This window comes from Shewanella sp. ECSMB14102 (assembly GCF_000813075.1).
In the GTDB taxonomy this organism is placed as follows: domain Bacteria; phylum Pseudomonadota; class Gammaproteobacteria; order Enterobacterales; family Shewanellaceae; genus Shewanella; species Shewanella indica.
In genome coordinates, this window is sequence record NZ_JWGX01000028.1 from 29,675 (window position 1) to 47,705 (window position 18,031).

At 54.2% G+C, this 18,031-nt stretch carries 16 protein-coding genes; 10 read left to right on the plus strand and 6 right to left on the minus strand.

Features of this window, described 5'->3' with window-relative positions; genetic code table 11:
• Positions 1 to 219 precede the first annotated feature (219 nt).
• From RC73_RS10525 to RC73_RS10560, 8 genes are all read left to right on the plus strand, one after another.
• Positions 220 to 2,391, plus strand: a complete 2,172-nt coding sequence (locus tag RC73_RS10525) for a TonB-dependent receptor plug domain-containing protein (RefSeq protein WP_039034597.1) — start codon at positions 220 to 222, stop codon at positions 2,389 to 2,391.
• A 2-nt stretch (positions 2,392 to 2,393) separates the two neighbouring features.
• A complete protein-coding gene (locus tag RC73_RS10530) occupies positions 2,394 to 3,743 on the plus strand; it encodes an ATP-binding cassette domain-containing protein (RefSeq protein ID WP_039034598.1) in 1,350 nt (449 codons plus the stop codon).
• Positions 3,733 to 4,416: an energy-coupling factor transporter transmembrane component T gene (locus RC73_RS10535; protein ID WP_143078389.1), complete on the plus strand. Its 684-nt coding sequence runs from the start codon at positions 3,733 to 3,735 to the stop codon at positions 4,414 to 4,416. The genes RC73_RS10530 and RC73_RS10535 overlap by 11 nt, the downstream gene beginning before the upstream one ends.
• Positions 4,403 to 4,957 (plus strand): hypothetical protein, encoded by a 555-nt coding sequence (locus RC73_RS10540; RefSeq protein ID WP_039034599.1) that lies wholly within the window; start codon positions 4,403 to 4,405, stop codon positions 4,955 to 4,957. The genes RC73_RS10535 and RC73_RS10540 overlap by 14 nt, the downstream gene beginning before the upstream one ends.
• Positions 4,958 to 4,970: 13 nt before the next feature.
• Positions 4,971 to 5,702, plus strand: coding sequence for a DNA-binding protein (locus RC73_RS10545; protein WP_039034600.1), 732 nt, complete (start codon positions 4,971 to 4,973; stop codon positions 5,700 to 5,702).
• The gene (locus RC73_RS10550) at positions 5,703 to 5,918 is read left to right on the plus strand and encodes a hypothetical protein (protein WP_039034601.1); all 216 of its coding nucleotides are present in this window, start codon (positions 5,703 to 5,705) and stop codon (positions 5,916 to 5,918) included. It begins immediately after the preceding gene.
• Between the two features lie 160 nt (positions 5,919 to 6,078).
• Positions 6,079 to 7,260: an HD-GYP domain-containing protein gene (locus RC73_RS10555; protein ID WP_039034602.1), complete on the plus strand. Its 1,182-nt coding sequence runs from the start codon at positions 6,079 to 6,081 to the stop codon at positions 7,258 to 7,260.
• A 75-nt stretch (positions 7,261 to 7,335) separates the two neighbouring features.
• Positions 7,336 to 7,953: a paraquat-inducible protein A gene (locus tag RC73_RS10560; RefSeq protein ID WP_039034603.1), complete on the plus strand. Its 618-nt coding sequence runs from the start codon at positions 7,336 to 7,338 to the stop codon at positions 7,951 to 7,953.
• Here the strand turns inward: RC73_RS10560 and RC73_RS10565 are convergent.
• Genes RC73_RS10565 through RC73_RS10580 form a run of 4 tightly spaced genes read right to left on the minus strand, consistent with a single transcriptional unit; the run spans position 7,944 to position 13,498 of the window.
• Positions 7,944 to 8,249: a DUF3240 family protein gene (locus tag RC73_RS10565; protein WP_025009174.1), complete on the minus strand. Its 306-nt coding sequence runs from the start codon at positions 8,247 to 8,249 to the stop codon at positions 7,944 to 7,946. The two genes, RC73_RS10560 and RC73_RS10565, sit on opposite strands and share 10 nt — an antisense overlap.
• Positions 8,246 to 11,299 carry an efflux RND transporter permease subunit gene (locus RC73_RS10570; RefSeq protein WP_039034604.1) on the minus strand — a complete coding sequence of 1,018 codons (3,054 nt, stop codon included), beginning with the start codon at positions 11,297 to 11,299 and terminating at the stop codon, positions 8,246 to 8,248. The genes RC73_RS10565 and RC73_RS10570 overlap by 4 nt, the downstream gene beginning before the upstream one ends.
• A gap of 1 nt (position 11,300) precedes the next feature.
• Positions 11,301 to 12,323 carry a hypothetical protein gene (locus tag RC73_RS10575; protein WP_039034605.1) on the minus strand — a complete coding sequence of 341 codons (1,023 nt, stop codon included), beginning with the start codon at positions 12,321 to 12,323 and terminating at the stop codon, positions 11,301 to 11,303.
• A complete protein-coding gene (locus RC73_RS10580) occupies positions 12,320 to 13,498 on the minus strand; it encodes a TolC family protein (RefSeq protein WP_052248134.1) in 1,179 nt (392 codons plus the stop codon). The genes RC73_RS10575 and RC73_RS10580 overlap by 4 nt, the downstream gene beginning before the upstream one ends.
• 150 nt (positions 13,499 to 13,648) lie before the next feature.
• On the opposite strand from RC73_RS10580, the gene RC73_RS10585 reads away from it, so the two are divergent.
• On the plus strand, positions 13,649 to 14,173 hold the full coding sequence (locus RC73_RS10585) for a helix-turn-helix transcriptional regulator (RefSeq protein ID WP_039034606.1): 525 nt from the start codon (positions 13,649 to 13,651) through the stop codon (positions 14,171 to 14,173).
• A 394-nt stretch (positions 14,174 to 14,567) separates the two neighbouring features.
• Here RC73_RS10585 and RC73_RS10590 read toward each other — a convergent pair whose 3' ends face one another.
• Together RC73_RS10590 and RC73_RS10595 are read right to left on the minus strand one after the other, a co-directional pair.
• Positions 14,568 to 15,491, minus strand: a complete 924-nt coding sequence (locus tag RC73_RS10590) for a YeiH family protein (protein WP_052248135.1) — start codon at positions 15,489 to 15,491, stop codon at positions 14,568 to 14,570.
• Positions 15,492 to 15,718: 227 nt separating this feature from the next.
• A complete protein-coding gene (locus tag RC73_RS10595; RefSeq protein ID WP_039034607.1) occupies positions 15,719 to 16,273 on the minus strand; it encodes a hypothetical protein in 555 nt (184 codons plus the stop codon).
• 146 nt (positions 16,274 to 16,419) lie between these two features.
• On the opposite strand from RC73_RS10595, the gene RC73_RS10600 reads away from it, so the two are divergent.
• Entirely contained in the window at positions 16,420 to 17,958 is a 1,539-nt protein-coding gene (locus RC73_RS10600; protein ID WP_052248136.1) for a DUF3612 domain-containing protein, read from the plus strand.
• Positions 17,959 to 18,031: the final 73 nt, after the last annotated feature.

Here is an 18,031-nt window from a genome sequence, read left to right on the forward strand (position 1 = left end):
GATCCCATTAATCAGCTTAGGTTAATGTGATGTAAGTGGACATTTTTGCTAGGCAAATTGTCTTGCTGGGACAATCTGTCCGTAGTCGACTCTGTTATCTACTCCCTTTGTATTAATTTGTCGATCTGTATTGGTTTTTACCGTCACTGAGCTTGTAGCTTTTTTGGGCGGCGCCAGAATAGCCCGGATAATCCCTATCAGAAACGACAGAAGAGCCTTATGTCCCATATTCCGGTAAAACTCTCTGCCCTCGCACTGGCGCTGGGCTGTGCCATGCAGGCCAATGCGACCTCTATTGAACGTGACCCTCTGGTCAATAACGCGATGGACGTGATTGTAGTGCACGGTGAGCGTGCCAACGCCACCGAAGTTGCCACCACCAACTGGAGCATTTCTGAAGAAGAAATCAAAGCTCTGGGGGCCCAGAGCCTGGATGAGGTGCTGAAGAATGTTCCCGGCGTTTACGTGCGTTACGGCGGTGATGGTACGCCTAGGGTGGATATCCGTGGTTTCAAGACCCGCCATGTCACTCTGTTGATCAATGGTGTACCGGCCAATAGTGCCGATGATGGTCAGTTTGATCCCAGCGTGATCCCAACCAGCCAGATTGCCAGAGTTGAAGTCTCCGTTGGTCCAACCTCGGTTCTCTATGGCCCAGGCGGCGCCGGCGGTGTTATCAACATCATCACTAAGCGTGGCGACAGCGCTCCGGCAGTATCCGGCAACCTGGAATTGGCCAAGGATGACACCTTCAAGGGCGATATCAGTGCCGCCGGTTCTGGCGATAACTGGCAGGGACTCATCAGTGCCAGTTATCAGCACACAGATGGTTTCCCTATGTCTTCTGACTATCAAACCACTGAGTATCAAGATAAATATCAGCGCAACAATGCAGACAAAGAACTGTCCAATCTGTATGCCCAAGGCAGCTATTGGCTCAGCGACAACACTCAACTCATTGCCAATATGGCGCTGCGTTCCGGTGAGTGGGGCAAGCCCCCAAGAGATGGCAGTGGCAGTGGCCGGGTGAAGTTTGAGCGGGTCGATGACTATGATTCACAGACTTTCCAGTTGGGTCTGGCACATAAGTTCAATGATACTTTCACTTTCCGTGGCTTTGGTTATCACAACCAGAGTGATACCTATGAAACCGTGTACGGCGATCACAGCTACGCCGAGCTGACTCAAGCTCAGGATGGCACTTCCAAAGTGCAGGGCGCAAATCTGCAGTTGATCTCCGACTTCGACACCGCGGGTATTCTAACCACCTCAGTGATTGCTGAAAAACAGAGCTGGGAAGCGGTAGCTGAAAGCTTTGGCTCCTCCAAGAAGTCCGGCAGCAGCAAGATTGCAGCAACCAAGGGCTCAGGCGGCGGCAGTGGAACTGGTGGTGGCAGTGGTTCCGGCGGTGGCAGTGGAACTGGTGGTGGCAGTGGTTCCGGCGGTGGCAGTGGAACTGGTGGTGGTAGTGGTTCCGGCGGCGGTACTGGCTCAGGTGGTGGCAGCGGTTCCGGTGGCGGTAATGGCTCAGGTGGTGGCAGCGGTGAGTCTTTCGATGATTCGGCCTGGGTTTATACCGCAGCGGCTGAGTATCAGTTCCAGTCCGACGGTGATTGGGGCTTTACTCTGGGTGGTGCATACCACGACATGGACAAGACCGAAGGCAACGAGAACGATTACTCGGCGCTGGCCTCAGGTTTCTGGCAAGCGGCCGATGAGACCCGTTTGAGCCTGAGTGCGGCTCGTAAGGTACGCTTCCCCTCAATGCGTAACCTGTACTCCCTGTCTTCAGGCAATCAGGAACTGGAAACGGAAATCTCCAAGCATGTTGAGTTGGGGTTGGAGCAGGGGCTGGGTATGAATACCGAGCTGCAGTTATACCTCTATCACACTGATGCAGATGATTATATTGCCAAAGATGCCAGTGGTATGTATCAGAACATAGGCAACTATCGCTTCCAGGGTTTGGATACCGTGCTGTCCAACAACAGTATAGAGAATCTGGATCTGAGCTTGAGCTACAGCTATCTGCACGCCGAAGACAGAGACAGCAGCACAGGGTTTGATGGTTTGGACTATCGTCCCAAGCATCAACTGCGCTTCCAGTTGGGCTACAAGCTGCCGACCGAGACTCGTATCCACCTGAACGTAGAACGCATTATGGATCAGAACTACTACGATCAGGAGAAGATCGGCGGTCAAAAGGTTTGGCAGGAGAAGTCCTTGGATGATTACACCCTGGTGGACATCAATCTGGTACAACCTTTGCTTAAAGATAATCTAGAGCTCTATTTACGAGCCACCAACCTGCTGGACGAGAACTACTATCAGAGTGATTCTCTGCCTCAGGCCGGTAGACAAGTCTTTGTTGGGATTAACTGGCAGATCTGATAATGCGCTTACTCGAACTCGAAGGGATCAATTTCAATCATGGTTGTTTGCAGCCTTTGATATTGAGGGATCTGGATCTGAAAATAGAATCCGGATCCTGCCACTGCATCAGTGGCCCCACGGGTTCGGGTAAATCCAGTTTGCTGGCTTTGCTTGCCGGGCTGCAACGGCGTCCCTGTGAAGGCGGTATTTTCCGTCGTCAGGGGTTGTTGGTGGGCCTGGTGATGCAAGATCCCCAAGTGCAAATATTGCGTCAAACAGTCGGTGCCGAGGTGGCCTTTGCCTTGGAAAACCTCGGTGTGCCCAGCGGCCAGATGATCTCCAGAGTGCAGCATGCATTGCGCCGGGTGGGCTTGTTTGTCTCGCTGGAAACCCAAGTCAGCAAGTTGTCTCTCGGACAGAAATATCGCTTGATGATTGCCGCCCAGTTGGTGAGTGAACCGGCGGTTCTGCTGTTGGATGAACCTTGGGCGCAACTGGATGATGCCGGTGTCGATGAATTGCTGGCAGTGATCCGTAATCTGCGGGCTGAAGGTATGGCCGTCGTGCTGGTGGAGCATAATCCCCTGGCTTTTGCTTCGGTTGTTGAGCACTTCTGGTACTTGCACCAAGGGCGGCTATTACCAGGTTGTTACCGGGCTGAATCCGGTAGTCATATGCAGCGACTGGAGCCGGACCGAAGCCGGGAGCTGGTCAGTGCCACTTCATTTGAATTTCGTTACCAGGGGCATTCGCCCCTGTTTGTGTGTCAGCAGGGCCTGTCTTTGGGCGCTGGAGAATTGGTCACACTGGTGGGGAATAATGGTTCGGGCAAGAGTAGCCTGCTGAAGGCGATAGCCGGAATTCAACCCGCGGTGGCGTCATTGCCGCTAAGGGTCTTTGGCCGTAAACCCAAGCCAGGGATCTACGGCCCCATGCTGGGCCTTCTGATGCAGCGTCCCAACCGTCAGTTATTTGAGGCCACAGTGATTGAGGAGATGCAGTTCAGCCTGCGTCGCTTCGACTTGCCGTTGTCTCGGGCGGAGAGTTTGCTTGAGCAACTCGATTTGTTGCATCTGGCCCACAGTTCTCCACACACACTTTCCTATGGTCAGCAGCACTTGATTGCCCTGGCTTCTATCGCTTGTTTGACTCCCAGCTTGATGCTGCTGGATGACCCCTTGGCAGGGTTGGATGGCAAACATTTGGGGCAGCTTTGGCAGATACTCAATTATCTGCGTGAACAGGGAGGCAGTATAGTGATAGCCAGCCACAGACCCTTGCAAGATTTACCTTGTAGTCAGTTGTGGCAGTTGCAGCAAGGTCAACTGGAAATAGCGTTTTCCCCAGAGGAGGTTGCCTGTGTGGGTTAAGGGGCAGCGCCACGGCCGTACTTCTCCGAAGGGGCTGGATTTAGGTTTGTGGGGCAGTGCCGCGGCTTTACTGCTGGTGCTGAGTCTGTCGTCGGCGGCCTTTATTTTGCCTCAGGCGCAGCTTCCCTGGTTGGCGGCTATCAATCTGATATTGGTGGCTCATGGCATGCTGCAGCGCGGCGCCATAGGTGGGGTGATACGCTTTGTCTTGTTGCAGCTCGGTTTTACTTTGGGGCTGTATGCATTGATGCACGGCGGCGAGCAGTTGGGACAAGGTACTTTGGCTGTGGCCCGCATTACTCTGGCTTTGCTGCCGGGATGGTGGCTGTCGGTGACAGTGCGCCCGGAGCGTATCGGTGAGGTGTTATGCTTGGTCATGCCGAGCAAATGGGCCTTTGTGGTGGCAGCTTCTATTGGGTTGTTGCCCTTTATGACCCAGGAGATCGCCGAGATCTATCAACTGCAGCGGCTGCGGGGGGCGCGCATTGCTCCCAAGCAACTGCTCAATCCGCGCAATTGGCCGGAACTGGCTTACTGTGTGCTGTTTCCCCTCTTGATCCAACTGCTTAAGTTGGCCAAACAGATGGCGCTGGCCGCCAAGAGCCGCCACTTTGGTCACACTTCCAAGCCGACCCATTGGCGGGACAACCGGAGCGAACATGGCAACAAATAACGTCAAAGGATTTCAACTGCAGGATGCGCTCTTTATCGGCTTTTGTGCCACCTTATTGGTGGCGGTCAAGAGCATGCTCAGATTGAAACTTGGCTTGTCGGGACATTCTATGCTGCTGATGAGCTTCTTCTATCTCACCTGTTACGGCATTGTCGGACGTATGGGGGCGATGACTGCTTGCGGCGCCTTGGCCGGAGTGGTCGCCATGACCTTGGGCGTTGGCAAAGGCGGCCCGCTTATTCTGCTCAAATTCCTGATCCCGGCGGTGTCCATGGATCTGGCGCTTCTACTGTTGGCCAATGCGTTTAATTTGCGCTGGCGTTTCATCGCCCTGGCATTGGTGGGTTGTATCGCCTGGGCCGCAAAAGGTCTGGTAGAGGATCTGCTGGTGGGCATGAGTGAGCAGGTGGCCTTGGTACGTTTTGGTCTCAAGTGTTTACAAGGTGGTGCCTTTGCCATAGTCGGGGCGCTGCTGGTGCCCCCTGTCTTGAGACGCCTCAAGGCCCACGATCTTCTCCACAAAGATATTCAGACAGATTGATTAAGGTTTATTGATGAAAGATTGGCTGATTTGTATAGATGATACCGATGATATTGGCACCAAAGGCACCGGCGAGATAGCTGCCGAGATAGCTGAATTGTTGACCCAGCAAGGCGGGCAAACCTCCCTGGTGACCCGGCATCAGCTCTATGTGCATCCGGATATTCCTTACACTTCCCACAATAGTGCCATGTGCTTTGGTTATCGCGGTGAGCTTACCTTAGAGGCGATCCGTGAGTTGGCTATAGCTCATTTGCTCAGGGAGTCTGCCAGCGCGGCCGACCCTGGGTTGGCGCTCTTGTCTCTGGCCGATTTCAGCGGTCAGGACGTGCTGATGGCTTTTGGCCGTGAGGCCAAGCAAGAGGTCAAGACCAAGGAACAAGCCTACGGCTTGGCTAAACACTTGGGTATCAGTCTCAGCGAGCACGGCGGCACAGGGCAGGGCGTTATCGGCGCTCTGGCGGGCCTTGGGCTCAGGCTTACAGGTAATGATGGCCGGGTGAAAGGCCAACTGAAATTGGGTCAGACAGATGAAGCCGCGCCTTTTGGCGTTGCCGACATACTAAAGCGCTCTGAGCTGGATGGCGTATTGACTACCACAGGTGAATGGTTGCAGGAAACCGACTCTGTCTGGCTTAGCGGCAAGGTTAAAGCCGTGTGGGCCGAACACAAGTTTGCCCTCCTGGTCAGCAAACGTGGCGCCGAGTGGCACAATGCCGGTAAACAGGAACTGAAGGAGTTCTGAATGCAGCAATGGTTTGAACTCAAGCAGGGTAAACGTTTGTTTCTCGGTGGCAACAGCAATCTGCAGGCTGCCCGCGAGGTAGCCATCCAATGTGCTTGTTTTGCCGAAGACGACGAAGACGAGCAGATAGACGATATAACCCGCTCCTGTTACAACTGTCAGTATCGCCGTTGGTTGAGTGAAGGTTTTCAGTGTCTTGGCCCTATACCTGAGTGAGATTGGCATCATAAAGGCAAACTTTACCCCCTTAGGTGCATAGGCATTTCCGGATTTGGCTTCTAGAATACGGCAAAGCCGAGTGACATTTGTTGGAGAGTCGTTAACCCCTGACAAACGTTGTTCGGATGAGGACAGAAGCATTTGCCGGAGTGAAAGAATGACTGATGCGGTTCCGACAGCAGCCCTGTTGAAGTTGCCCGTTACCCGATTGGGGATAGGCATGTATGTGTCGGCCATTGAGAACAATGGCCGGTTAGCTGTCGCCAATGCCGGCCAGATCAGGAGCCGTCAGGCGATCACTCAACTCAGCAACAGCGGCATCCGTTTTGTCTGGGTTGATGTTGAGCGTTCCAGCGACAACTGCGGCCTGAAAAAACAGCGCCCCGTTTGCGATAACCATACTCGTAAAACCTCGGTTAATCCTGAATTGGCAAGAGGTCAGGCCAAACAGCTACTGACAGAAGCCAAGGGCTTGGTGCGTAAAGTCCTCAGTGAAACCTTCGAAGGCAAGGCGATAGAAGTCGAGCCGTTTGCGGCATTGGCAGACAATATGATCGAGTCGGTGATGCTCGACTCTGATGCGATGAAGTGCATATCGGCGCTGAGATCCAAAGATGCCTACTTACTGGAACATTCGGTCAATGTTGCCTTCCTGCTGATCACCTTTGGTAAATATCTCAAGCTGGATCGCGAGATGCTCAGGCAGCTGGCCATCGGCGGTATTCTCCACGATATCGGCAAGATCAAGGTGGATAACAAGATACTGCACAAGCCGGGCAAGCTGACGCCGGAAGAGTTTGAGCACATGAAGCTGCACCAAGTCTACGCCATCGAGATTATGGAACAGGCCAAGGGCTTGTCTCAAGTGAGCAAGGATGTGTGCCTGATGCACCACGAAAAACTCGATGGTCGTGGTTACCCACAGGGCCTGACTGGAGATGCATTGCCGCTGCATGGGCGTATGAGCTGTATCGTGGATATCTATGATGCCCTTACCGCCACCCGCTGCTATAAAGAGGCGATGAGCCCGGCAGCTGCCTTTAAAATTCTGCTCAGTCTGACGCCCTTTCATCTGGATGAGAGCCTGGTGTATGAGTTTATTCGTTGTATCGGTGTCTACCCGGTCGGTTCATTGGTGCAACTGTCTGATGGCCGAGTGGGCATAGTCTGGGAATCCAAAGACAGGGATGTGTTGCACCCCATAGTCAAATGCTTCTATTCATTGAAGTTTAAGCGATATACCGATGTGACCATGGTGGATCTGCAAAAGTCGGATCTCAACATAGACAGAGGTGTATCGCCCAGCTCTTTGGATGTCGACCCCAAGCCCTTCTATTGATCTGGCGGTAAACTGGGTAAACTGATGGGCCCGCCGAGTGGTGGGCCTTTTTGTTGAGTTTGTGGAGTGACCCCGATGCGCCGAATTTTACCTATCATGACCCTATTATTGTCGCTGGCCTTGCTGATCCCCGGGGTGACTCAACCTATTTTGACTGTCAGCGGCACGGTAGAAAAGGCCGAGCTGACCGAAGCCGGGTTGGACATGATTGCCGAAGCCGTCAGTGATGGTTCCGGGCGCGACAGTGCCAGGGGAATGCTGGCGATGATTAGCGGTATGTTGGGGCTTAACAACCTTCAAGGTGAAATGGAGGTGTTCAACAAGACCCGCAGTATCTGGGGCACAGTGACCGAGCTGCATCAACACGGCAATACCCTGGTGGCGGCGCTGGTGATGCTGTTTTCCGTGATAGTGCCGGCCTGCAAGCTGGGGCTGATGCTGCTGGCTCAGGCGCCGCTGTCCAGTAAGGTGCGGCAGATCATCGACAGTATTACCGCTGCCATCGCCAAATGGTCCATGGCCGACGTATTTGTGGTGGCACTTATTATCACTTATATGTCCGGCAACGCCTCGGCCGGCATGGGCGATTTGGTTCACACCCACGCCAGCCTGGAGTCGGGCTTTTGGTTCTTCCTCGGTTATTGCCTGTTGGCTATTGCGGGCCAGTATTGGCTTAAATCCCGTCAGTCCTGACCCAGCACGCCGTCTGTCGCTATCGGTACTATCCAATAGCGGCAGGGGTTGTGGCGGCAGACCTCCGCCAGGGTTTGCAGCAGCGCCTGCTGTGACTCTTGCGGGTGCATCACCTCAAACTTGTAGAATTCCCGATAACCTTCCACCTGTTCCTTGAGATTGAAGTGGCTGTGCTCGCGGCTGAAGCCACAGATATTGATCAGGCTGAAGCCGGAGAGGTAGTCCAGCGACATCAGGGTGTCGACCACATCGTCTTTTAGATTGTGCTGCACTATCAGCACCAAGAGTTGTTTCATTGGCGTTTCTCCAGGGTTTGATACAGCAGCGGCAACAAATAGAGGGTGGTGATAGTGGAGGTGATCAGCCCGCCTATGACCACGATTGCCAGCGGCCTTTGAATTTCGGCGCCGGGCCCGGTGGCAAAGGCCAGCGGGATCAGGCCGAACATGGCGGTGGTGGCCGTCATCAGAATCGGCCGTAGTCTGCGGGCGGCACCTTGTTCGATCCGCTCACTGAGGCTGGCAAACAGATGCCGCGACTGTTCATAGTAACTGACCATCACCACGCCGTTGAGCACGGCTACCCCCAGCAGGGCGATAAAGCCCACTGAGGCCGGCACCGACAGGTATTCGCCCGAGATAAACAGGCTGAAGATACCGCCCATCATGGCAAAGGGGACGTTGGCCAGGATCAGCAAGGCTTTGGAGATATTGCCGAAGGTGGTGAACAGGATCAGGTTGATCAGCATCAGCGCCACGGGCACCACCAACAGCAGGTTACGGGTCGCCCGTTGCTGGTTCTCGAATTCGCCGCCGAAATTCAGGCTGTAACCGCTGGGCAGAGACAGCTCAGCGGCCAGCTTGCCCTGTAGTTCTTCGACAAAGCCGACGATATCGCGGCCGCTGACATTGGTGGTGACCACGGCAAAGCGGTTGCCTTGCTCGCGTTCAATCAGTATCGGCCCTTCGCGATAGCTTATTTGCGCCAGTTCACCAAGGGGCCTGAGGCTGGCATCCGGCATCACCAATAGCCTTTGCTCCAGTTGCGGCAGGCTGTTGATACCATCTGCTGCCTGGGCGATCAGCACGGGAGTTCGCTTCTTGCCCTGGATTATCTCGGTTATGGCCAGGCCTTCCAGTTGGCTCTTGAGATATCGACCAAACTCATCGGCACTCATGTTGTAACTGCGGGCCAAACCCTCCTTGAGACGGAGGTTGATAAAGGGGCTGCCTTCGGTCATGGCGGTTTTGACATCCTGGCTGCCGCGAGTGGCGCTGGTCAGGTGTGCTGTCTCGCTGGCCAATCTTGAAAGCGTCTCAAGATCTTCACCGAAAATTTTAATCGCCACATCGCCTATGCTGCCGGTAAGCATCTCGGAGACCCGCATCTGGATAGGTTGGGTGAAGTTGAAATTGATCCCCGGAAACTTGAGCACTTCGGTGCGTATGGCATCAATAAGCTCCTCCTTGCTGGCAAAGCGCCACTCCTCCACGGGTTTAAGTTCCATGAATACATCGGTTTCATTCAGCCCCATGGGATCCAGCCCCAGCTCATCGGCGCCGGTGCGGGCGACCAACTGGCGTATCTCGGGTACAGTGGTCAGCAGGTGCTGCTCTATCTGAGTATCCAGTGCCAGCGAGGCCTGCAGCGAAATCGACGGGGACTTCTCCAACTGCAGAATAATGTCACCCTCATCCAGGGTCGGCATAAAGGTTTTACCCACCTGAGTAAACAGCCCCAGGCTCAGTACCAGTGCCACCAGTGCCGTGGCGCAAAAAGCCTTACCGTGCTGTAACACCCACTGCAGGCTGAGCAGGTAGCGGGCCTTGAGCCAGCCAATGGCCTTGGGTTCGTTGGCCGCTTTTTCATTGACCAGATAGGAGGCCAGCACAGGGATCACCGTCAGCGACAGTGCCAGTGCCGACAGCATGGCAAACACTATGGTGATAGCCACTGGGGTGAACAGTTTGCCTTCGAGGCCGCTGAGAGTCAGTAGCGGTGAGAAGACTATGATCACTATCAGGGTGCCGGACACCACAGGCACGGCCACATCTTTGGTGGCGCGGTAGATGAGGTGCAGCCTGGGCAGGCGTTTGCCGCCGGCAATCTGGTTGACCATGTTCTCCACCACCACCACGGAGGAGTCCACTAACATGCCGATGGCGATCACCAGGCCGCCGAGACTCATCAGGTTGGCCGACAGATTGAAGTAACGCATCAGCATAAAGGTGGCCAGCGCCGCCAGCGGCAGCGACAGTGATACCACCAATGCAGCGCGCAAATTGCCGAGAAACAGCGCTAGCAGCAGAATAACCAATACCACGGCCTGAAACAGGGCATCTGAAATGGTGCCTATGGCTGTATCTATCAGGTTGGCCCTGTCGTAGAACACATTCAGCTGGCTACCGGGAGGCAGAGTTTTTTCTATCTGGGCCAGCTTTTCCCGTACCAGTTTGATGACCTGATCGGTATTGGCATCCTTGAGGCCGACGATCAAGGCCTCTGTGGTTTCTTCACCATTACGGGTCACGGCGCCGTAGCGGCTGAGATGACCTATTTCGACTTTTGCAAGGTCTTGCAGGCGATAGCTGCCGCCCTGATTGGTGGCAATCACCAGTTGTTGCAGGGCCTCCAGCGAGTCGATGCGCCCTTCGGTGCGAACCGTCAGGTTATCTGTCCCGAGCGTGATGCGTCCGGCACCCGTGTTGCTGTTGTTGCTCTCAATACGGGCTATCAACTCTTCCTGGCTGATACCGGCCTGAGCCAGAGCGACGGGATCCGGGGTGATCTGCAGTGTCTTGGCAAAACCGCCGAGAATGTTGACATCGGCGACTCCGGGCACGGTACGCAGCAGCGGCCTGACTTCCCATTCCAGCAACTGACGGCGCTCCAGTAGCGACAGCGAGGGATTCTCCAGCGAGAACATAAAGATTTCACTGAGCGGGGTGCTCATGGGGGCGACACCGCCTTCCAGATCGGCGGGCAACTTGTCCCATACCGCCGCCAAGCGTTCACTCACCTGTTGTCTGGCCCAGTAAATATCTGTGCCTTCGTTGAAGTCCAGGGTGATATCGGTAATTGCATACTTGCTGGTGGAACGCAGTATCGCCTGCTTGGGGATCCCCAGTAGCTCAGTCTCAACCGGTACTGTCACCTGGGCTTCTATCTCTTCGGCTGTCATGCCGGGAGCCTTGAGGATGATTTTCACCTGGGTCGGCGAGATATCCGGGAAGGCGTCCAGCGGCAGCCCCAACCAGGAATAGGCGCCGGCACCACAGAGCAGCAGCGCTGTTATCAGGGTAAACAGCCTTTGAGTCAGGGAGAAACGGATAATGGCACTGAGCATGCTATTCGCCCCCCAAACCCAGGAGTATGCCTTTGACGGCCGCCACTGAGTCGCTCAGCACCTCGGCACCGACCAGAGTTTCATTGGGTGCCAGGAAGTAGCTGTCGGCGCTGGCACCTATAACCTGCACGTCGGTTGGTCGCAGTTTATTTTGGCTGTGACTCAGCACCTGGCTGCCAGTGCCCCAGGAATAGAGACTCTGCTTGGGCACCACCAGGGCATTGATGGCCTGCAGCGGAATAACCTGCAACTGCTGCCCGGGTTGCAGGCCGCAGCTTGGGGGAACGGCCTGGCTCCAGGCATCGACAAAGCCCTGTTTGGCCAACTGGTCCTTGCGGCTTATCTGCAGTTGGCACTCTCCGGCCATCACGGCATTGACACTGTCTTTCTGGGCCAGGGGTAAACGCAGCTTAAGCCTGAGTTCGTCGGCGGGTAGTATCCCCAGCAGTGGGGCGCCGCTCATCAGCGGTTCACTGCTATCGCCATATTGCAGCAGTCCGGCCATGGGCGCGTGCAATATCAGAGTTTCGGGATTGTCCCCCGGCTTAAGCAATTCACTGAAATGCTGCAGGTGTTCATATTGCAGCAAAGCGTCGAAATACTGGCGGCTTATCTGCGACCAAGTTTCGGCACCTATGGCGCCGTTGGCCCGCAGCTTTTGGTTGCGATCATAGCGTTGCTTGGCGAGCTTGAATGCCGCTTCGGCGGCGGCAAATTGCAGTTGAAAGTGGGCAATTTCGGCGCCCTTAAGTTGCACCAGTGCTTGACCTTCATCGACCCATTCTCCTTCGGCCACCAACCAGCGTCGCTGTTGGATGGTTTCCGGTGCCGTGAGATAGAAGCTGCTGCCGGGCTGAGCCGCCAATATTGCCGGTACAGGGGCGGCCTCTATCTGTTGTACTTGGTTCACTGAGGTGAAGCTGAGTGTCAGCTTGCCGAGGTCAGCAACCGAAATTTCCTGCGCCCACAGCGGGGAGAAGAACAGGGTCGACACCAGTGTGCCAACCAGGGTTTTAGGGGTCATAGGGTAACTCCGAGCGCTTGCAGTTGTTGGGAATGCAGCTGGGCTTGTGCCAGATGGTTGAGCGACAGCCTGGCTTGGGTATCCAGGGCCTCAAGGTGGCGCCGCAGCCAGGATTCATACTGGGCTGGGCCTTGTTCGGCCGTGGTCAGCAGGGTTTGGCTGAGCTGTTTGCTCAGCTGCATGGCTTGTTCCAGCCCTTGCTGCTGTTGTTGTAGTTGGGCTTGGCGCTGTTTGAGTTGTTGCAACTGCAGTTGGCTCTGCAGTAGCTGCTGTTGTTGCTGTTGCTCCAGTTGCAGTCTTTGTTGCTGCAACTCGCCAAGCTGTTGCTGGTTCAGGCCGTTGCCAACAGGCAAGGGGATCTCCAGTGCCAGACCCAGAGACTGTTCATCTTGTCCCAGAGTTGCAGTGTTTTTGGCCGTGACTGAAACCAACCAAGGAGTGTCATCTCCTTCGAGTTGGGTGTTTGTGGTGAGCTGTTGACGTTGCTGCTGCAGCGCCAGCAATTGCCACATGGGATGCCCGGCACCGGCATCATTCGGCAGTGGGGTGTCACTTTCATCCAGCGATGGCAGCTGTTGCAGCCCGGTCAGGCGCTTGAGTGCCTCATTGGCCTCTTGTCGCTGCTGCTCCAGTGGGAGCTTTGCGAGCGACAACTCCAGCAGTTCACGTTTTAATAGCAGTACCGCAGTTGCCGGCATTTCACCACTTCGGCTCAGGGCTTGTTGCCGCTGCAACAGTTGCTGCAGTACTTGTTGCTTGTGGCGCAGTTGCGCCAGTTCCTGCTCGGCTTGTGCCTGTTGCCACCAATACTGACGCAATAGTCCAGAGAGATAGAGGCGCTGCAATTGGCTCTGCAATTCCAGCATGCGTTCGTTAATGGGCTTGAGTTTGGCGTTCTGGCGCTGCATGGCCGGCGACTGAAAAGGCAGGTTGAGCGAGAGCTCCTGCTCATAGTTGTTGTGGCTTTCCAGGCTGCCAAGATGGCTCAAACTGATGCTTGGCAGCCCTGCCAGCCAGTCCGAGCTGTGATATATTGGAGCCAATTGTGCCGAAGAGGTGTGCAGCCTGTTTTGACTTAGGGACAAAAGGGCGTCTCTGTCTGTTTCCGGGGCCGCTCTCAGCTGAAACACCATTAACAGCAGGCTACAGCCCAGGTAGAGGGGGCGGATTTTCATGGGAGTTTCTCTTGGGGAAATATCTGCCGCCAGCCTGGCACTGATTTGGCTTGTCGTCTTCGGCAACATGTATCATATTTGGGCTTATGGGACATATGTACCATAATTTAACTGTATGTTTTTGAAGGTTATTAGTCGGGAGTTGTGCCAATGAAGGATCTGGTGATGATAGGGCTGCTCAGTGTGATCATGACGCTGAATTTGCTGGATGTGTTGTCAGATATGCAGCTCGGAGTGCCGACTTATCATATAGTGCAGGAGAGCATTCTGGTGGCTCTTTCTGCCTGTGGTGCCTTGTATATCAGTTTTGATCTGATCCGCCGTAGCCGCGAGATGCAGCTACTCAAGTCAAAGTTGGCCAATGCCGACGCCAGGATCTGCAACATCTCCAGCCGAATGCAAGCCGCCCGCCAGGAATACACTCAGGCGGTACAGCAACAATTTGAACTCTGGTCGCTGACCCGCAGTGAGCAGGAAGTGGCTTTATTACTGTTGAAAGGCTTGAGTTTCAAGGAGATTGCCAGTGTTCGCAGTACCAAGGAGAAGACGGTGCGACAGCAGGCCTCGGCAATTTACGCCAAGGCGGATGTCGATGGCCGCCATACCTTCTGTGCCTGGTTTATGGAAGATTTTATTCAGCCCGTTGCTAGCACCGATGCTTCACAGGCGGCCTAAGACACAATTGGCATCTGTCGTTTTGAAAGCGGTTTTATCCGCGTTTATTGAAGCCAATCCAGTGGCTGCTGAGCGAGTAGGATTAGGCATTTCCCCGGCAACTTTTCTTATTGCTACCAGACTACCGCTGTCACAGAGAGCAGGTCTTCTGCCATAAAAAGGTATAAAAAATTTTTTCTTAGTGCTTTGGGTTCTTTATTATCGAGAATCGATATTGGCACCCAGGCTCCACAGACACCAATAATAGCGGCATTATTTAACTGTGGAGGTGGCGGTGAAGCCTGGCTATATCTTGCTGTTTCTCTTACTGGTGGTACTGGCATCGACCCAGACCCAAGGCTTGTTGCGGGCCCTGATTGAACTCAGCGCCTTCGCAGGCTTTTGTTACCTGTTTTCAACCCTGCCAGAGAATATAACCAAGAGACGAACTGCCGATAAACAGCCAGAGGATCACGCCGAGAAGTAAGGGCTTACTACCACTTTGCTGTAGTTTCCTGAAGGTGATACCGCAGCCAATCAGGAACAAACACACCACCAGGGCACGCTTTGCCAGCGCAAATAGCTCCTGATAGATAAATTGGCCTTGCGGCAACAAACTGGTGATGGCGATAGCCAGGCAGTAAAACAGAATAAATCCGGGAATATTGAGTTTACCCTTGCCACCAAATAACAAGGCGCTGATAGCCGCCAGAGGCACTATCCACAAGGCACGTGCCAGTTTGATGGTGGTTGCTGTCTTAAGTGCTTCTTCACCATAGGCGGACGCGGCGCCCACCACGGAAGAGGTGTCATGAATGGCGATGGCGCTCCAAACCCCGAAGTCATGTTGACTTAATTGCAGCAGATGACCTATCACGGGAAAAACGAACAGCGCAACCGAGTTGAGTACAAAGACGCAGGCCAGTGCAATGGCGGTTTGTTCGTTGCGGGCATTGATAGCCGGTGCCACAGCTGCGATGGCGCTGCCACCACAGATGGCGGTGCCACTGGCAATCAAGTGACCGACTCGCCTATCCAACCCCAAAACCCGAGTCAACGTCGTGCCCGCCAGCAGGGTCAGCAATATTGATCCCAGGATTAACGGCAAATTGCCTACAGAGGCGTCGATCGCCTGTTGCAGCGGAATGCCAAAACCCAGGCCGACAATGGAGATGGCCAGCAGTTTTTTGGTCAGTTTCCCCAGATCCCAGTCCGATGGCAACCAGCCGAGATTAGCCAGCACAAATCCCACCAAGAGTGCCAGAGGTGAGGAGATGGCGGGGTGTAGGCAGGCGAGGGCAAGCAGGCAAAACAGCCACTTTTTCTGCAGTTGGCTCATGGATAAGAGATAGTAAAATTCCGGGAGCGTTAGTATAAATTAGGCAAAATGCTAGGAAAACTAAAATTAACTTAATATCCAGCGTAAGTTTTACTGAATCTCTGACTAAAACAACAGGACCAGGGAAGCCAGTTCCCCGATCCTGAGTCTATGTCACTTCTGGCACAAGTTTACTGTGTCTTTTGCTGTGTTTAATAAGGCCAAGTGCCTATGACATTCTTCGGCGCTTAGACTTGTGATGACAACTGATACTCATGACCATCTTTAGTGGTAAAGCGCTTGCAGCACTTATTGCTGCGTGGCTGACCGCCATCATTGTGCAACAGGCTAATCCACTCACGTTTGAGCCTGTTGTCCTGACAGCGGCCATCGATGAGACAGCGTTCCAGCTGAATGTCTTCAATGGCGGCGCAGTCGCGGCTGCCGACACAGCCTTGGCGGTCGAAACTTAGCTCCAGGTGACAGTCGCGATCATCCTTGAGCAATATGGCTTCTGGTTCGCTGCGGTGGCCGCTTAGGGCAACAAACTGTTGTGGCTGTTTGAGGCCACACTGGCTGCCATCGGCAAAGCAGGCCAAGAGATGCTGATAGTAGACCACATAGCAAACCACCTCGGCATGTGAGCCGTTTGCCAGTGGGAATAGCCGGTCAAGCAGTTGCTTGGCATTGGCCATCTTGTCGGCGATATGGCGTTCACCGAGTGCTTCCACGGCAAAGACGGCTTCGGCGATGAAAGGGTTGTGCTCTTGATTGATTTTTTGCTGCATAGTGGAGATGTTCATCGTCTCGCCCTCGTGTTTTGCTTTCCTTGACCAGATGGCACCTTTGCCTCATGGCCGGACAATTCCTGTGAATTGCTTAATTTGTAGGCTAGCGGTTTTTTGATTACAATTTCACAATAAAAATTTTACAGTGTGAATTTTACAAAATGCGCCAAGACCAAAGCCTGATCCGTAAGTCACATTTTCTGGGAACTAAAATAAGAAACCTCAGAAAACGCAATCACTTAACTATGGAAGATTTGTCGGCACGCTGTGTCAGGGTCGATCCTGAGTCGGCGCCGTCTGTGTCATACCTGTCGATGATCGAAAGGGGCAAGCGTGTTCCCAGTGCAGGTATGCTGGCGGTCATAGCTGCAGTTTTTCAAAAAGAGGTGAGTTGGTTTCTGGACGATGCGCCGGAGGAGCAAGCTATCACCCCGGACAAGGGGCGACGCGGTGGTGTCAGTGGTATGCCGCTGGAGCCCGGCTTCCTGTTTTCCAATGATATTCTGCAGATAGCCATTCCCGAGATGCTGTCACAGACGGGGATCAGCGGCCGCCAGTTTGCCCACTTATTGATCCGCGCCCATCAGGAACACCATCAAAACCATTTCCCCGATCTGGAACGGGCCGCCGAAGAGGTGGGTAAGAAGCGTCTGCCCTTGTCGGTAGAAGAGATGCTGGATCTCGCCGCGGCGCAGGGACTGAAGATCCAATGGTTCGCCCGGCCGGCAAAACAGCTGACGGATGCCCAGGGGATATGTACCGGAGAGTTGGTGACCTCTTACATGGAGCCGCCGGGAACGCTATTTCTCAACGAGATCCTCAAGTCTCAACCAACCAGGCTCAAGTACGATTTGGCGGTGCATATAGGTCACTGTGTGCTGCATAACCGCGATGGGCTGAGCAATGTGTTGACCGTGGGCCGCAGTGGTTTCAGTGAAACCGATCCCCAGATCCAGAGTTCGTCTCTCAATGCCCAGGATATACTCCAGGCCTGGCGTGGCTTTGAGGCCAGTTTCTTTGCCGGGGCCTTGCTCTGCCCAAAGGTGGCATTCAGACAACTGCTGGACAGATACGGCTACGAGATAGATGCTCACCGGCTGGCGGGGGTTTCTCCTTCGGTAGCGATGCGGCGTATGACAGTGGTTTCACCTTATCCTCACTGGCACTACTTCGACGCCTATGCTCCGGGCAAGCTAAAAGCAGTGTATCGCGGCAATGGTATCCCGCTACCCTGGGGTAATATGCGGGCGGTGGCCGATCCTTGTCAGCACTGGGCGGTATTTCGGATGATCACCGAGCCCAAGGAAGGCAGTTCGGCGCAGATATCCATTCTGGATGTGGAGCAACAACCTAGGATCTATTGTTGTGAATCGGTCAAGGTCAAAGACTTGGCCGGCAATCACCATGTGCTTTGTGCCGGGATAGATCTCAATCCTGCCATAGAGGCCCAAGGGGAAGATGCCTTGTCACTGGCGCAAGATCTTAAACAGGCTTGTGTCGAGCAGGGCGGAGAAGGCGCCATTCCCAGAAAGATAAAACAGCAACTGCTGACGGTTGCGCGGATCCTCAATATCAATTGGGTCGAGCGTGGGATTGCCGGTGATGCTAGATTGATCTGCTCCAGAGGTGCGGTTTGCCCAAGACGCCCCACCTGTTATGGCGAGCAGCCTGAGGTGAGCTTTCCCTGGCCCAAACAATAACCTTGGAACACTAGCAGAACTTTGGGTTGATAAAACAGACCATAGATAACTTATATTCATCTATGGTCTGTTT

Bases quoted from the DNA above. Each gene is read 5' to 3' on its own strand.
- RC73_RS10525 (WP_039034597.1), top strand. From the start codon at position 220: ATGTCCCATATTCCGGTAAAACTCTCTGCCCTCGCACTGGCGCTGGGC.
- RC73_RS10530 (WP_039034598.1), top strand. From the start codon at position 2,394: ATGCGCTTACTCGAACTCGAAGGGATCAATTTCAATCATGGTTGTTTG.
- RC73_RS10540 (WP_039034599.1), top strand. From the start codon at position 4,403: ATGGCAACAAATAACGTCAAAGGATTTCAACTGCAGGATGCGCTCTTT.
- RC73_RS10545 (WP_039034600.1), top strand. From the start codon at position 4,971: ATGAAAGATTGGCTGATTTGTATAGATGATACCGATGATATTGGCACC.
- RC73_RS10550 (WP_039034601.1), top strand. From the start codon at position 5,703: ATGCAGCAATGGTTTGAACTCAAGCAGGGTAAACGTTTGTTTCTCGGT.
- RC73_RS10555 (WP_039034602.1), top strand. From the start codon at position 6,079: ATGACTGATGCGGTTCCGACAGCAGCCCTGTTGAAGTTGCCCGTTACC.
- RC73_RS10560 (WP_039034603.1), top strand. From the start codon at position 7,336: ATGCGCCGAATTTTACCTATCATGACCCTATTATTGTCGCTGGCCTTG.
- RC73_RS10565 (WP_025009174.1), bottom strand. From the start codon at position 8,249: ATGAAACAACTCTTGGTGCTGATAGTGCAGCACAATCTAAAAGACGAT.
- RC73_RS10570 (WP_039034604.1), bottom strand. From the start codon at position 11,299: ATGCTCAGTGCCATTATCCGTTTCTCCCTGACTCAAAGGCTGTTTACC.
- RC73_RS10575 (WP_039034605.1), bottom strand. From the start codon at position 12,323: ATGACCCCTAAAACCCTGGTTGGCACACTGGTGTCGACCCTGTTCTTC.
- RC73_RS10580 (WP_052248134.1), bottom strand. From the start codon at position 13,498: ATGAAAATCCGCCCCCTCTACCTGGGCTGTAGCCTGCTGTTAATGGTG.
- RC73_RS10585 (WP_039034606.1), top strand. From the start codon at position 13,649: ATGAAGGATCTGGTGATGATAGGGCTGCTCAGTGTGATCATGACGCTG.
- RC73_RS10590 (WP_052248135.1), bottom strand. From the start codon at position 15,491: ATGAGCCAACTGCAGAAAAAGTGGCTGTTTTGCCTGCTTGCCCTCGCC.
- RC73_RS10595 (WP_039034607.1), bottom strand. From the start codon at position 16,273: ATGAACATCTCCACTATGCAGCAAAAAATCAATCAAGAGCACAACCCT.
- RC73_RS10600 (WP_052248136.1), top strand. From the start codon at position 16,420: ATGCGCCAAGACCAAAGCCTGATCCGTAAGTCACATTTTCTGGGAACT.